Genomic DNA, 16240 nt, shown 5'->3' on the forward strand with positions numbered 1-16240 from the left:
TTATACGTAATTCTAGATATTGAAACAGTCAATAATACAATAGCAATTACAGCAACATTGTTTAATAGCGTTGTACCAAAAGTTAAAAAACGTTCTCCATCAATAAAATATGTAAAATTCAATTTCAATCTACTATCTAAAATAATAATAACTGAGGTTATCACTAAGATGATCGAAGCATGGGTTAGATAAATCGAATATGATAATTCTCCTATGCTTCGGAAGAAAGCATGGTTTAGCAATAGAGAGATATATCACATCTCAGAGGAGTAGATAAATATTGTCATACCAAAAGTAATAACAAATAGTATGAATATAAATAGACTACTACCGACAATATAACTTTTGAAAAAAATGAGTATAACGACTAAGCCAAGAACAACAAATTCAAGTAAAGACGCTAATCCTTTGTTCATATTTAATACAGATATTTTTCGATGCATTTCAGATACACATACACCAAAATAAAAACAAAAAACACCTTTAGCTAAGTGCACCGAAAGAACATCAAAAAATAATAAAAGCGCGCCTAAAATACAAAAAGAAAAACCAAAGACAATTGATGGCCTTGTAAAAAACGCATAAATTATAAATGACATATACAAAAATAGTTCAACACTTATGCTCCAAGATGGAAAGTTAAAGGAAGTATGTCGAAACGACTCGGACCATGACTGAACTAGAAATAAATTTGGGATTATTTGATCCAATGCATTTTTGCCGGAGAATGGCACCTGTGAAAAATGGAGCCCTTTCGTTGAACCGATATATTTAGCTAATTCAAGACATAAAAACACAATAAGCATAGCAATATGAAGAGGAAATAAGCGAAAAACTCTACTAATTAAAAACTTTCTCGGCTGAATGTCTCTGTTACTAACACTTAGAACAAATCCGCTTAACACAAAAAAGAAATCTACAAATACATCAGCATTAATGAAAAACACATTCTCGCTAATACTCCCTACTATATTAAGATGGTGTATAACTATCGCTACTGCACAAAGCCCTCTAAAGCTATCTAAAACATGATAACGTTTTATATTCAAACTTCCTCCTGAATTAATCACTTTGGTTGAACAATTTTTATGCATAGTGATAATAAGTAATTTATTGCTCCGAATAGGAAATGTCTTTTTTGATTCAAACTGAAATATAATTTTATTTTTTTTAATAAAGGCAACTTTTTTTCATTATTGTGAAACATTAACTTTAAATATTTAGCTGAATACCTTGGACCTTCCGTGATTTGAGCGCAGTTTATTTTTTGGGACCATAAAACAAAACATAAGCTTAGCTGATCCCTCTTTGAATATTCAACAAATAGTTCAAACCAATATGACATAGCATCTTTGATCTTATCTGTATGATTTCTGAGAATCACATTATTTTCAAACAAACCATTCTCAACAGGATATTTTGCTTTGTTATAATACTGCATCTGCTTTGTTACTTCGCAACTTGACACTTTACCGGATCTAATACATTCGTCTGCTTCTTTATACAAACAATCTCTAAATCCGTGCTTTGGTATTGCAATATCATTAGCATTTAAATATTTATCGAAAATAAAATTTAAATCTGCACATATTTTTATGTTCCCATCTATGTACAAACTTTGTTCATAATCGAAAAAAAGAAATGGCATCATCTTATATTTTCTATTAAGTAAAATAGGATCTTGATCCTCAGGTAAGTACTTAACAGTCCATGTTTGAGACTTGATATTGTGATTATCAGTAACACAAATATAATCGATATCAACAGCTTGATTATCAACTTCCAGAAGGTCGTCGTACTCTCCTAAAATAACGGTGTATATTAATCTTTTATTTTTATTTTTATTTTTATTTTTATTCACTGAACTTAATCCAATTTATTGCTCGATCGGAAAAACCAAAAAACACTTTAATTTGATATTTTTATATCTAATAGCTCTAGAGTTAAATGGTTATAAGGAGATGCTTGATTCTTGTTTTTGTTATTAACAACTTGATAGCTAAACAAGAAAAATAAAGATAGAAAGAAAATGCTTGCGAGTAAGAAATTCATGTAACTTTGTTTATATGATTTAGTAAATATTATGGATAAAATTAGAATATTTAAGCTAAAGTAGGGGAGCATTAACCTTTCCCACATTTCAAATTCGATTCCAGCTAAATATAGGGAAGATCCTATTATGAATATATTTGCATGTGTATTACTGAGTAAATTCTTATGTAAAATGGCATAGGATGTAATTGCATACCAAAAAATAACAACAAATCCTCCGCCCGGCTCTTTTATTGAAAAAAGGGTAATCCTTTCAGCATATAACTCTCCATAATATGGGACTAAATCAGCAAGTTTAATCAAAACAGATGATAATAGAGCTGTTTTATAAAATACGAAGCTTATTAGTAATATAAGAGAATAAACTATTCTAGAGACACTTTTTCTTGTCGGTAAAAAAACAAAGATTAGAAAGAATATGGCACTAAAATGTAAAATAACACTACTAACTATCACCCACACAGAAAATTTATATTTATCATTTTCTAAATATTTTAAACTGTAAATAAAGACCGCAATTGCTGCTGCTTGTCTTATTCCATTATTAGCAAAGAAAGCAAAACCACTTAAAAAGAACATTAATATAAATAGATTAAGGCAGTGATTATCTTTACATGTGAGTAATAGAAAATATACCGTCACACCTGAATAAATTGAGAATACCAAATAATAACCATCTTCCCCTAACAGGTAAAAAGAGATTTTATTCAAAAAATAAAATCCAGGCTCAACAAATAAAGGGGATTCATAAACATTAATAATATTGAATATATTTACATATTGTTCATAATCGTTACCTATATCAATCCTTAACCCAAGTGATAGTGTTAATGTGACAAATACTACCAAAATTTTCGTATTATCATTTTTAGTTAAAATGACTAATAACGAAAGTATAATGATAATTCCTGAATATATATATAATGATGACATTTTAAAAAATCAAACATAAAAAAGACATGATATACAGTAACCTTTTTGACTTATATTGACGCTATCAATGACAGGGTCTATTCCAATTAAACTATTGATTTTAAAAATCAATTACTTTCTTTATAAAATCTATTTAAAAAATATCTAAAAAGCTAAGATAGGCATTTTTATAGATTTACATTTTGCATTGTATTTAATTCCCTTTCTCATTTTTGAAAACGCTAAATGCGGCCCATCCTCTTAGGTATATCTCAGTTATATATATGGTTAGAATTAAACAAGAAAATTCAATAAGAGATTTATCATTAACAAAATAAACATATGTAAACATGAACAAAAAGTACAATATACAATTAACTACAACTGTTTTAGCTAATAATTTATCATAACCAAAAGGTAGTAAAATCAACCTACCAATAGAACTGCTCACACCAACAAAAACGACTGAAGTGAGAAGGATATATATAACATAAAAATCTTCTACATAAACGTTTGGTAACAACCAAGCTGCTATGTATGGAAAAACAATATAAATTGTAGTAACGATGATTATATTGAAACCACAAATAGATATAAACAGCTTCTTAATTAAACTCACTTCTCTCTTATTGACTACCTGAGGAAAAAAAGCAGTTAATATTATGTTCTGAGGAATTGATAAAACACTTATTACTTTCAGTGCAATGTCGTATATGATTACTTGACTTGGCCCAAAAACAATACCTACAACAATAATATTTAACCTATCTTTTAAGGCAATAAATATGGACGAGATAAAAATCGAATATCCATCAACGAATGATACTTTAATATATGCAAAATCTACTCTTCTATATTTGACACTCAGTTTATTATAGACAACTAATTGAGATGCAATACTCATAAAAATATAATAACTTAAACTTACAAAGGCAAACTTAATACCGTCTGAAGGTTCCCTAATAAAAACAAAAACAGATACAAGCATTATTAATCGAAAGAGTGCATTTAAAATCGTTATATATTTCATTTCCTCTAAACCTTGAAACAGCCAAGTAGGGAAAAACACCTCATATATTAATGGTCCTACACATAATAAATAAATAACATGCAATTCAGAAGGTTTGACGCAATAAATATAAGTAATGAAAATCATCAAAGCAGGTAAAAAAATAACAAACTTAGCAACTATAGTTGCCGTGAAAATATTCGATACAGATTTCAATTCCCGCTTATGCTTTGTTATTTTTCTTGTAGCCGAAAGATTGAAACCATAACTTACAAAAGCACATAATAAAAAAGCAGCCCCCTGAGCGAGAATTATTTCACCGTACAAATTAGTACCGAGTGTTTTTATCAGATGAGGATAGGTTATCAATGGGAATACTAGACTCAGAACCTGCAAGCATGTTAGATAACCAGCATTCTGTATTGCAGTCTTATAATTGTAAAAGAAATCACGAAATTTTGAGTACATTATTAATTCTCTAAGTGCAATACGGTGTAATTATAATCTACCTTGTTGAATATGAGATTGAAAATATCACAACTCAAAAACACAAGGAATCTGCCCTTTCATTTTGCATTACATTTTCGAGATTGATTACAGCATAGAATACATCTGATTAGTTTTATTTTTAAAATATTATCAAGATGCTTTTTTGCTATTTTACAACTCAACTTTCAATATAAGACTAAGACACTTCCCATTCGTTTTGAGACATTCACTCCAACCAAAACCCTTATACAGCCTAGGTTTAGCCCTCTCCCTCAAAAAGGCCCCAATAGGTCCTTCTAGGAATAGTATCATCTGGCGGGATACCTTGTTCGAATGGTAAATATTGCCTTATGCAAGCTAATTTATCATTTCCAAAAGTTTCTATTTACCCCCCCTTCACAACAAGAAATAACCGCGGTAATAGCTAAAAAAAGGACATCAATTTACTCATGTTACACTTTACCAGGTTGACGAAAATCACGAATAACAGATAGTTGATTTATCAAAGTTTCTTGGCTCGTATTACTTCTACATAGTATAAAAATAAGTATATGATCACATCTGAAACTGATCTTCAATGTGATCCTTTTTCTAGTGCAGTTCAATAGATTTAAGCGCCAGAAAGCACCATCATAAAGATAAATTAAAAACATCAAATTAATAGTACGATTTCGTGATATTGCCCTTTTTCAAGCTCTCATTTGTCTTTTAAAAGAACCTTTTTTCCTTTTAAATAAAGTTTTTAGGTAGGCTACATCCACTAAAGTCCATACCTACTAGTGGTTTAAAGTTGAAATGTTATAAAATGTATAACAAAATAATTGAAGTTATTCATTTTCTTTTGTAAGAAAATATATTTTCAACACAGCCTTAACAAATGTACCATTGTTCGCTTCTTTTTAAATAATACTTTAAATACGTTTGAGTCACTAAAACACATAATTTTAATGACTTAAAAAAAGTTGGAAGATTATAAACGAAAAGAGTAATGAAAAACACTTTTGAATTAGACACTTATTATTTTAATAAAATTGCTCTATACGCATTTCAAAGTAGTATTAATAAATACACTTACGAACCTGATTTTAGAACATGTTCATTTGCAACATTAACAGAAACTATATTATTTAATATTTTCAATAATAGTACAGAGCGAAGCAAACCATGTTTATATATCGCATCAAACCCCGAGAAAGGTTTTTCTGTGATCGTTACTTTTTCATCAGGCAGCCTTACTTAGAGTAGGTCATGTTCAAGAATATATGTTTTTAGTTTTAAAATAAGTAGCTCGTCAATCACCGCATGTTCACTCTACAGCGAACGAAGTTTATAACGCCAGCGTTGAACGAATACGATTAAAGTTAGAGTCTACTTGATTAGTTTTAATAAAAAGGTAATTAAGGGATAGCATTTCTACTTTTTTACATCTTTTTAGTCAATTCAACAGTTGGAGCATTGATCTTGTAAATTATTTAATACTCTCTGTTCATTTTTATATTTAGTGGTCAATATATATCCAAGTTTTATCATTTCTTTTAGAAAAAATAAGAGCAAGTAATTAAAAGTTTTATGCATGCCATTATTGCTTAAATCTAAATAAGAAAAAAGGCAATAATAGGTTTATTAACACCTCTTATTGCCTCTTTCCATCATCTAATTATAGATTGACGCTAACCTATTGCTCTTGAAACTTTATTTTAGCAACACGTTTTTTTTCTGAAGCTAAGTAATCAGATAACTCTGCTTTACTATTAAATACTTCAGCAATCACGCGTCTATTTTGCTGTGCACCAACTTCAGTATTGTTGTCGTATAATGGTGAACTTTCACCAAAACCTAATGCGCCAACTTGTGATGATTTAACGCCTAGCTTGATAAGTTCAGATCTCACTTTAGCGGCTCTTTTTGAAGATAAATCGTAGTTATAAGGTGCCGTTGCAAATTTACTGGTATGCCCTTCTACAATTGCATAAAGATCATACTTTTTAAGAAAATCTGCAAACTCCGCAATTTCTTTTCTTTCGCCACCATTCATATAGACAGTTGAATCATTTTTAAACTCAACATTTAAATCTGCAACCATAATACAGTCGTCAGCAGCATAAGCCGTACTCATTAAGCCTAAACCTAGCACTGAAGATACCATTAATGTTTTTAACTTTTCCATTGTTAACTCCTTCCTTTGTTTAAAAATTATTCTAACTATATCATAAAATTAGCAAGTAATTGAGATGCAAGCTATTCTTTTGTGGTAAAATATTGACAAACACAACGAAAAGGAAATCAAATGAATAAATTCTTCAAAATATCAGCCGCTGCAGCGGTAGTTATGTTAGGTGTTACAGGATGTACTACAACTGACAGTTCAGATGAAGCCTTGATGATGAAAAATCAAGAAATTCAATCGCTGACTGAGCAACTTCAGTCAAAAAATAATACTATTGCGAATTTAAACTCACAAGCAACGGTGTCACAAGCACAATTAAATGATAAAGATGCGGTGCAAAACTCTTTAGTTCCTCTGCATGCTAAAGCTGGTGAGTGTTATGCGAAGGTATTAGTACCTGCAAAATATGAAACAAGACCCATTGAACGTTTAATTAAAGAAGCGCAATCGCAAATTCAAATTACACCAGCTACTTATAAAGTTGTTGAGCAAAAAGTAACTATTCGTGAAGCAAGTTCAAGACTAATACCCGTTGAAGCGACTTACAAAACCTTTGCTGAGCAAGTAATGGTTCAGCCTGAAAAAACAGAATTAGTACCTGTTCCTGCTGTTTATAAAACAGTAACTGAGCGAGTGATGGTTGAACCAGAGAAAACCAGACTAGTGGCAGTACCTGCTGTTTATAAAATGGTTTCTGAAAGAATAATGGTTGCGCCTGAAAAAACAGCATTAGTGACAGCTCCTGCAACTTATAAAGTTACTTCTGAAACGATTATGGTTGAACCTGAAAAAACAGCATTAGTGACCATCCCTGCGACATATAAAACAGTGTCAACACAAGTGTTAGTTTCTCCTGCTTATACCGCATGGAAAAAAGGTCGTGGCGAGATAGAAAAAGTGGATCACTCAACGGGTGATATCATGTGTTTGATTGAGTTCCCAGCGGTATACAAAACGGTTACAACTAAAGTATTAGATAAAGACGCTTATACTAAACAAGTTGTTACTCCTGCTGTTTACAAAACAGTTAAAACACGTGCTTTAGATAATGCGCCAACGTCTAAAGAAGTTAAAACAGCAGCGACATACAAAACTGTATCTAGACAAGAACTAGTTACGCCTGCAACAACAAAAGAAGTTAAAACGCCGGCTGTTTATGAAACTATTACTAAGAAAGAGTTAGTCACACCAGCAACAACGAAAACGGTTACTACACCTGCTATCTATGGTTCTGTTACTAAAACCGCTTTAGCAACGGCAGCGACAACACGAGAAGTTGCTATTCCAGCATTATGTAAAATGGTTAAAACACGTGTTTTAGATACGCCAGCGACGGAGAAGAAAATTTCTATTCCAGCCGTTTATGATACTTATGACACAACCGTTAAAGTGGCTGAACCGTACTTAAGATGGCAAGAAATTTTGTGTGAAACAAATACAACGCCAGATGTAGTTACAAAATTACAACGTGCGCTACAAGGTGAGAAATATAAAATTTCAAACATTGATGGTGTTTACGGTCCAGAAACCAGTGCAGCAGTTAATGCTTATCAGAAAGATAAAAATCTTAACCAAGGTGCTTTAACCCTTAAAACTTTAGAATCTTTAGGATTATAATTTTTAAGTTGTACTTTTAGATAAGCACTTAAGCATGTTTTTAGGCTAGAGGTTTTTAAGTTAAAAGTTTGAATGTATTAAGGCTTTATTTCAGTTTCACTGGAGTAAGGCCTTTTTTATGTCTGTTGTACTAATGAGTTTGCTTGGGATGGGTGTGATTTTAGTTAGGTTTGAGTTATGTGAGTTATGTGAGTTAGGTTGAAGTTAGGTTTGAGTTATGTGAGTTAGGTTGAAGTTAGGTTGAGTTAGGTTGAGTTAGGTTGAGTTAGGTTCGCCTACGCTCATCTGGTCAGTGTGATTAATTGTATGCTTGGTATTTCGCCCTTACGGCGACCAGCGCTTGTTTTGGTGAGGTTGTTTGGTATTTAGCTCGTCTACGCTCGTCGAGGCAGTTTTATTATGATTTACAGTGGTTTCGCCCTGTCGGCGCCCCTACTTTCTTTTATCAGAAAAGAAAGTAGGCAAAGAAACTGACACCGATGTGTTTTCTGCTCCAAGTAATAAACTCCTTTTATAACGCACCAGTTCATACAGCACATCCTTGTGCTGAATGAACTTAAGCCAAACGTCCTGTTTCGCTTTGCTAAAAGGAGTTGATGACTTGGGAAAACTTTACGGTGGTGTTGTACGTCCACTATGAGTTGATGTCCTATTGTGGCTTAGCTATATATCTGCCAGTTTGCTTTGAGTTTCATCTCGTCTGCGCTCGTCGAGTCAGCTTGGATTATTATTCATAGTGATTGTTAGTGGTTTTAGCTCGTCTGTGCTTGTCGTAGCAGTTTGATTATTATTAACAGTTGTTTCGCCATGTCGGCAACTTTACTTTCCCTTTGTCAGAAGAGAAATTAGTACTCCAAAAAGTCAAAGAGACTGACACGGGAACGTTCTCTGTTCCAAATAATAAATCGCTTTTATAGCGCACCGCCTGTTACGGCACATCCATGTGCCAAACGAGCCTAATCCAAACATCCAGTTTGGTTTTGCTAAAAGCCATTGATAATTTGGGAAAACTCGACAGTGGCCATGCTGTAGGGACATTGAGTCACGTATTATTGTGGAAGTTTGGGCATTATTTTTTGTAGTATTTTTATTCTACGAGCTTAAATTCTGTAGTTTATTTCAGCTTGTGGGCTCTGCTATTGTGATTAAATGAAGAACATTATTAATGGGCATTTTATTTTTTCATTTCACTAATTAAATAGAAGCATCAAGCACTTCATTTTACTTGTTTTTTTTAAAAAAATTATTACTATAATGCTTGGTTGAATTATTTATAAAATAGTTTCAATCAATTCGACTTCAGGGCGGGGTGAAATTCCCCACCGGTGGTATTTTTACAAGCAATATATGTGAGTAAAAGAGCCCACGAGCGCCTAACTATTAAGTTAGGGTCAAGCAGATTTGGTGAGAAGCCAAAGCCGACGGTTATAGTCCGGATGGAAGAAGATCGATAACAAACAGATTAAAAGTCATAACAAATAATACTTTACGGTTCTTATAAGTCGTTGAAGCATTTTTTTGAATGACTTTTTTAAATTTTGTCAAACTAAGCGTAGTCTTGTGTAAACAGGAATAAGTTTTATAAGATTAATGGCTTTCTTAAAGTCATTTACCTTCGCCAAATTTTAATCTGTATGTTTTATTCAGTGATGCTTAGCTTTTGCTATTTTTAATAGCAATAGTAATAGTAATAGTAATAGAAAGTGTAGTGATTTTTACACTGTATATATGCCTTAGTTAAAGGTGTGGAGTGATGAGTTTGACGATTAACCACATTAGCTTTTTATAGTTGCTTCTTTTGCGGAGTATTTGATAAAGAAACCGGTAAGTGCGCTTAACAGTTGAATTCAAGCAGTAAAATAGATCACTCTAGTGTTACAGTTATTTATAATTGCTATATCAGCATCATTGAATTAGATTCGTTCCAAGCTCTGTCTTTCTATCCTTTTTATTTTTAGGAAATGTCATGACAGGTATTACTTTTATATTTTTTGCGTGCCTACTTTGGGCCGCTGATACTCTTATCCGCTATCCTTTACTGTTTGGTGGTTCAAGTGCACAACAGATTGTTTTATTTGAACATCTGATCCTTGTTACTGTGATTATCGCATTTTTTATTGTGCAACATCGCAAGTTCAACTTTCTTAGCCGCCAGACTATTGTCCCATTTATTGTTATAGGCGTATTTGGATCTGCACTGGGCACTTTAGCTTTCACCGAAGCCTTTTATCTGGCTAATCCAACTGTAGTTATCCTATTACAAAAGCTACAGCCTTTAGTGGCCGTCACTTTAGCTTGCGTATTATTAAAAGAACAAATTAACTCGCGATTTTTTATCTGGCTAGGTTTAGCACTATTAGGTAGTTTGTTGCTAATTTGGCCAGATCTGCAAGCTTTACTATCAAGTTTTAGAGAAGGAAATTTGGAGCATAATAATAAGGCGCTACTAGGTTATGGATTGGCTTTATTTGCAGTGATTAGTTGGGGAAGTGCAACGGTATTTGGTAAAAAGTTAAGTTCAAAAGGTTTAAATAGCATCGACTTGATGGCTGGACGTTTTAGTTTTGGACTTTTAGGGATGCTACCTTTTGCGTTTTTCACCCCAACTTTAGTCACGACTATTGAAATAAGTATTTTTCAAAAAATTGCGATTTTGGCGCTACTTTCCGGTGTTTTTGGTATGTATTTTTATTACCAAGGCTTAAAGCGGATCCCTGCTCATTGGGCGACACTTGCTGAAATGTTTTTTCCTGTAGCAGCTATCTTTATCAACTGGTTATTTTTAAGTGTCGCGATGACACAGGTGCAATTGATTGGTGCAGCGACGCTTATTGCAGCTAGTACCATGATTCAGAAGCAAACAGCACCAAAACAATCTATATAAATGTTAATGACCGGTAAGCGCTGACGGCTATAATTTTTATAAAATTTGGCGGATTCAACATTGATGAGCTTTCTTTCGGTTTTTGCTCGTCTGCGCTCGACGTGAATGTTTGATCATTATTAGCATTGATTTCATTTTATCGGCGACACACCTTTCTCTTACCAGAAAAGAAAGGTGTTAACAGAAGATCATTTTAGATCTAACCCAAACTGTTATTTAGCTTTAATTATAATAATGAGTTTTTCTTCATTAGTTCTTTATCAACGCCTTTTAATTTCATTTCATCCATGATGAAGTTAACTGTGTTTAATAGGCGTTGTTCTCCTACTGGCATGAGGTAACCAAACTGGCTTTTGGTAAATGGGTTTTCTTCTCTTACTGCTTGTAGGGTTTTATCCGTTGCTTGGTAAAATAAAGCTTCAGGAGTTTCAGTTACCATCACATCGACCGTACCGGCGGATACTGCTTTGGGTACATCAAGGTTATTTTCATATTTTACAATGGTGGCTTTAGTCAGAAATTGTTCTGCGAATTTTTCATTAGTTCCACCAATATTCACACCTACTTTAACACTCGGTACATTCACTTCTTTTAATGTGTCGTATTGGTCTTGCTTGCCATTGGCAACCAAAAACACTTTACCGAAGGTCATATAGCCCTGAGATTGTTCAGCTGCTAATTGACGTGACATTCGACGAGTGATCCCACCCATTGCGATATCATATTTTCCTTGTTTAAGATCTCCGACTAGATTTTTCCAAGTCGTTTGCACAAAACGTACTTCAACGCCTAACTGCTCTGCAAAATGTTTTGCAACATCAATATCGTAACCAGAATACTGTGTATCATCGTAATAACTAAAAGGTTTGTAGTCGCCCGTTGTACCAATAGTTAATACTCCTTTTTCTTGAATATCACCCAATAAGTCAGCTTGAGTATTAAAGCTAATAGCAGCGATTGAAAGTAAAGCAATAGAAGATAGTTTCATAAATTCCCTTAAATTTTGAGTGTTTTTTGAGGTTTCTGTTGTAGGTATTGATTCATAAGTAATAGTGTTAGTTTAATAAGCCATTATGTTGCGAAGGCGTCAAACCCTATAGCGAATTTATTCAACATAGGGTTCGACCACTTGTAACTTTATAAAGCTAAGCAATTGATTTTATTTACTAAAAATCAACAATTAACAATTAACAATTAACAATTAGCAATTAAAAGCGTTAGTTATTTTGCAGCCGCTTGCGTTAAGCCACTTAATACATTGGATACTTTCATTAATACTTTGTCACATCCTTTCAAATCATGGCGTTGCTTCATATACTCTGGGTCGTTGTAAGTAAGCCAAACTTTGTTATCCGCATCAGTCCAAATTAATACTTTTTGAGGAAGATCAATGGCCGCTAGTTGTGAACATTGCATAATTGGCGTACCGACCTTGGGATTACCAAAGATGATCACTTCCGTTGATCTTATTGTTAAATCAACGCCAGCAGCATTTTTTTGATGATCAATTCTAGCAAAAAGTGTTAAACCTTTTTTTTCTACGATTGATGCAAATTTATCTGCGGTCTCTTTTGCTGAATGAGCACTCTCAACTGAAATTAAACCTTCTGAAGCTTGCGCGTAGCCAGAAACAAAAAATGAGAACAATACAAATGTAATAAATTTTTTCATGGTAATTTCTCTTCATTTATAAGGGTTAGAGGTATAGGGTTAGAGGTTTCTCTCTGCATAAAATTTTTAGCAAACGATGGTTACCAAGAAATTAGCAAAGAGACTAAAGTATTAAAGATGACAGATGAACTTAGAGGTGTAAATGATTAACCTTATGATCATCAAGTAATGTTTCAAAATCGTTAATTCTGAGAGGTTTACTGTACAAAAAGCCTTGATGATTGAAACAACCTAATCGATTCAGACAATCCGCTTGTTGTTTGCTTTCAATACCTTCTGCGACCAATCCAAATTTGAAGGTTTTTGATAACAAGATCAATGCATTGATAATGGATAGGTCCTTTTCTGAATCAACAATGTTATCGATAAAACATTTATCTATTTTTACATTATCAACGGGTAACGTTTTCAAACGTTGCAGCGAAGAGTACCCGGTACCAAAGTCATCTATCGATAGTTTGATACCTAAAGCTCTTAATTTATGTAGTGTTGGGATCAAGTATTTATTATTTTCAGAGAACAAAGATTCCGTCACTTCAAGTTCTATTGAGCAACCTTCTATCTGATACTTATTAAGTATATTCTCGATGGTTGATACAAAACCTTCATTGTCTAATTGTCGTAGGGAAACATTGATCGCGACAATACCGTTAAACTTTTGTTTGTTTTGCCATTTTTTCACCTGCATGCAGGCCGTTTCAATGACAAAGTCACCGACCTCTTTCATCATGCCATTAGATTCAAGTATCGGAATGAAGATATTAGGTGAGATAATGCCATGATCATAATGTTTCCATCTTAGTAAACATTCGACACCATAAACCTGGTTGGTAATTGAATTAATTTGAGGCTGATACCAGACTTCAAACTCTTGCCTAGATAAAGCCACTTTTATATCTTGCTCTAACAAGTGTTGTTGTCGAACTAACTGCTTCTCTGATGAATCAAAAATCGCATATTGATTACCACCTAAGCGCTTCACTTTTTGCATCGCTACATCGGCAAAAGAGATAAGCTCACGTAAATCCGTTGAATTTACAGGGAATTGACTAATGCCGATACTGATCGACATTTTAAATTGTCCATACCCAGTAAGAAAAGGACGATCAAAGATAGTTAATAGTTTAGCTGTTATTTTATCTATATTTTTAAGTGATTCTTCACCTTCGATAACAACAACAAACTCATCATCGCCACTTCTTGCAAGTATGTCATTATCTCTTAATCGTCTTTCAAAGCGATTAGCAATACACTTTAAGAGCTCGTCACCCACATGATGACCATATGTGTCATTAATCATTTTAAAACGGTCTAAATCACAACACAAAACCGCAAAATAAGCAGGTTTAACTACATTAGATTTTTGTAATTCAGCTAGTTTTTCAAATAATAATCTACGATTAGGTAAACAAGTCAATGAGTCATAATAAGTATGAAACTTCTTTTCTTCTATTGATTTTTTTAATGTGGTGATATCGTTAAATTGACAAATATAATGCGTAATAATGTCATTGTCGTCTTTTAAACATGAGACATTTAACCACTCTGGGAATACCTCACCATTTTTACGTTTATTCCAAATCTCACCATGCCAACTACCGGTATTTACTAACTCTTGCCAAAATTTACGATAAAAATGCTTGTCTTGTTTACCTGACTTTAATATCGCGGGTGTTTTACCCAACACCTCTTGACTGGAGTATCCTGTAATTTCACTAAAACTATCGTTTGCACATAAAATATAACCCGATGCATCTGTAACCAATACTGCTTCTTTATATTCTCGATACATTTTCGATAAAAAAGATAACGCATGCTTTGCTTCATCTAAGTAAGATAAGTTTTTAATAAATAAAGTGATCACATTGGTTTGATCATGGCGGCGGAAAAATACGACTTCAACGGGAGTCGTATTAGCATTCATGGTAAGTAAACGAGAATGATAATGCCCATAGGTTGTATTGTGCAGTGTTGAAATACCCTGTTCAGCTAAATGCAGATCAAACTCTTTAATATTTTTACCAATGGTATTATCAGTGGTTGTATTGAGCATTTTTAAGTAGTACTGATTAACCTCGAGAATAGTCCCGTCTAATTGTAACGTTAAAATTGCGCCGTTTTTTTCGTATCTATCGAGTAAGTTTTCAAAAAACGCCACTTTCCACCTCCCTTAACGTTAAGACTGGATCTAAATTTACAGATATTAAAATAAGTAACTTATAACACTCATAGTCAAACAATGAACGTAAAGTTAGATTAATGACTAGTCACATTCATTAATGCCAACTTCAATTTTTTAAATTGGATTTCATTAGCAATCCCAAAACGTAATGAATCATTTTCATCGGTTAATCTGACATAAATACCTTGTTCACAAAGCTGATGATAAACATCTGAGGCTTGATTCAGAAAAACAGTAATAAACAATGCATTGGCTTCAATACGTGCACCTACAAAATGTGTTTTGAGTATAGTTCGCATTGCTTTGCTTTGTTGCTGTAATCGCATTTTTTGAGTGACTTGCCACGTTTTATCTTTCAAAGCCTGTTCGGTAATAAATAATGCCGGTCCATTGATTGACCAAGGTCCAATATTTTCTTGAATAGTTTCACACCACGCTTGGCTACTACAAACAAAACCAATGCGTAAACCAGCAAGCCCAAAAAATTTTCCAACGGAGCGTAATACAATCACATTTGCTCTAATTTGATCTAAGCGATGTTCTTGATAGGTTATATCATTTAAATCAGTAAGGTGAGAAATAAAACTAAATTCAGGCTCAAAAACATCTGCAAATGCTTCATCAATGATCAATAAAGCTTGTTGCTGGGTACATAGCTCCTGACATTTTTTTAATTGATCAATAGTAAAAGCATCGGTTAGAGGATTATTTGGGTTGATCACCACCACCACACTATTTTTTTGTATCTCACTGGGCAATGACTGTTGATAAAAATGCAATTGATAACCAGCTTTAAACCAAGCTTGTTGGTGTTCTTTATAACCCACTTTAGGTAAATAGGCATGCTTATCTTTGAGTGGAGTTTTATTGAGTTCAGCCACTTTACAATTCCACAGTTCAGGTAACTTTTCAATCAATTGCTGACTGCCAGCTAACGGCCAACAATACTGTGCTTGATAATAGGCTTTAGCTGCATTGACTAAACCTTGCGAAATAGTAGGAAGATCTTGCCATACATGAGCAGGAATATTGGGGATCGGGTAACTAAATGGTGCAATGCCCGTAGACAGATCTACCCACTCTTTCTCTGGGATTTGATACTGCTTTGCGACGCGACTAAGCTGTCCGCCATGTAATATTGCCATTATTCGATTGCACCTTGTTGGATTTCTATAATGCTATTTTTTAATACTATTTTCTAGGAACGCTATGCTTCAAAACTGTACTTTCACTAACGAGTATTTTTATTGATTGCAC

11 protein-coding genes, 1 pseudogene and 1 riboswitch are annotated in these 16240 nt (G+C 33.4%); of the genes and pseudogenes, 2 read left to right on the forward strand and 10 right to left on the reverse strand.

Going from position 1 to position 16240, the window contains the following annotated elements; genetic code table 11:
* Positions 1–254 precede the first annotated feature (254 nt).
* From MT390_RS09660 to MT390_RS09685, 6 genes and pseudogenes are all read right to left on the reverse strand, one after another.
* On the reverse strand, positions 255–1049 hold the full coding sequence (locus MT390_RS09660; RefSeq protein ID WP_499440852.1) for an acyltransferase family protein: 795 nt from the start codon (positions 1047–1049) through the stop codon (positions 255–257).
* A gap of 17 nt (positions 1050–1066) precedes the next feature.
* Positions 1067–1861, reverse strand: coding sequence for a glycosyltransferase domain-containing protein (locus MT390_RS09665; protein WP_499440854.1), 795 nt, complete (start codon positions 1859–1861; stop codon positions 1067–1069).
* Between the two features lie 47 nt (positions 1862–1908).
* Entirely contained in the window at positions 1909–2985 is a 1077-nt protein-coding gene (locus MT390_RS09670; protein WP_499440855.1) for an EpsG family protein, read from the reverse strand.
* Between the two features lie 193 nt (positions 2986–3178).
* On the reverse strand, positions 3179–4441 hold the full coding sequence (locus tag MT390_RS09675; RefSeq protein WP_499440857.1) for an oligosaccharide flippase family protein: 1263 nt from the start codon (positions 4439–4441) through the stop codon (positions 3179–3181).
* 316 nt (positions 4442–4757) lie between these two features.
* A pseudogene (locus tag MT390_RS09680) lies at positions 4758–5001 on the reverse strand (transposase family protein); the annotation flags it as partial.
* Between the two features lie 1136 nt (positions 5002–6137).
* Positions 6138–6629 (reverse strand): OmpA family protein, encoded by a 492-nt coding sequence (locus MT390_RS09685; protein ID WP_166372752.1) that lies wholly within the window; start codon positions 6627–6629, stop codon positions 6138–6140.
* A gap of 120 nt (positions 6630–6749) precedes the next feature.
* Between MT390_RS09685 and MT390_RS09690 the strand changes: the two genes are divergently transcribed.
* Positions 6750–8246: a peptidoglycan-binding domain-containing protein gene (locus MT390_RS09690; RefSeq protein ID WP_499440860.1), complete on the forward strand. Its 1497-nt coding sequence runs from the start codon at positions 6750–6752 to the stop codon at positions 8244–8246.
* A 1291-nt stretch (positions 8247–9537) separates the two neighbouring features.
* A riboswitch (FMN riboswitch) is annotated at positions 9538–9699 on the forward strand.
* Positions 9700–10212: 513 nt separating this feature from the next.
* Complete coding sequence (locus tag MT390_RS09695) at positions 10213–11130, forward strand: DMT family transporter (RefSeq protein ID WP_499440861.1); 918 nt, start codon at positions 10213–10215, stop codon at positions 11128–11130.
* A 226-nt stretch (positions 11131–11356) separates the two neighbouring features.
* Here the strand turns inward: MT390_RS09695 and MT390_RS09700 are convergent, their stop codons facing one another.
* The 4 genes from MT390_RS09700 to MT390_RS09715 all read right to left on the reverse strand — a co-directional run bounded on the left by MT390_RS09700 (position 11357) and on the right by MT390_RS09715 (position 16128).
* Positions 11357–12118, reverse strand: coding sequence for a transporter substrate-binding domain-containing protein (locus tag MT390_RS09700; protein WP_499440863.1), 762 nt, complete (start codon positions 12116–12118; stop codon positions 11357–11359).
* 233 nt (positions 12119–12351) lie between these two features.
* Positions 12352–12801 (reverse strand): DUF302 domain-containing protein, encoded by a 450-nt coding sequence (locus MT390_RS09705; protein ID WP_299661764.1) that lies wholly within the window; start codon positions 12799–12801, stop codon positions 12352–12354.
* A gap of 130 nt (positions 12802–12931) precedes the next feature.
* Positions 12932–14959: a sensor domain-containing protein gene (locus MT390_RS09710; protein ID WP_499440865.1), complete on the reverse strand. Its 2028-nt coding sequence runs from the start codon at positions 14957–14959 to the stop codon at positions 12932–12934.
* Positions 14960–15057: 98 nt separating this feature from the next.
* A complete protein-coding gene (locus MT390_RS09715; protein WP_499440866.1) occupies positions 15058–16128 on the reverse strand; it encodes a threonine-phosphate decarboxylase in 1071 nt (356 codons plus the stop codon).
* Positions 16129–16240: the final 112 nt, after the last annotated feature.

The organism is Vibrio sp. 2-Bac 85 (genome assembly GCF_037546705.1).
Classification (GTDB): Bacteria; Pseudomonadota; Gammaproteobacteria; order Enterobacterales; family Psychromonadaceae; genus Psychromonas.

Coding starts and splice junctions, on each gene's coding strand:
- MT390_RS09670 (WP_499440855.1), bottom strand. CDS start 2,985: ATGTCATCATTATATATATATTCAGGAATTATCATTATACTTTCGTTA.
- MT390_RS09675 (WP_499440857.1), bottom strand. CDS start 4,441: ATGTACTCAAAATTTCGTGATTTCTTTTACAATTATAAGACTGCAATA.
- MT390_RS09685 (WP_166372752.1), bottom strand. CDS start 6,629: ATGGAAAAGTTAAAAACATTAATGGTATCTTCAGTGCTAGGTTTAGGC.
- MT390_RS09690 (WP_499440860.1), top strand. CDS start 6,750: ATGAATAAATTCTTCAAAATATCAGCCGCTGCAGCGGTAGTTATGTTA.
- MT390_RS09695 (WP_499440861.1), top strand. CDS start 10,213: ATGACAGGTATTACTTTTATATTTTTTGCGTGCCTACTTTGGGCCGCT.
- MT390_RS09700 (WP_499440863.1), bottom strand. CDS start 12,118: ATGAAACTATCTTCTATTGCTTTACTTTCAATCGCTGCTATTAGCTTT.
- MT390_RS09705 (WP_299661764.1), bottom strand. CDS start 12,801: ATGAAAAAATTTATTACATTTGTATTGTTCTCATTTTTTGTTTCTGGC.
- MT390_RS09715 (WP_499440866.1), bottom strand. CDS start 16,128: ATGGCAATATTACATGGCGGACAGCTTAGTCGCGTCGCAAAGCAGTAT.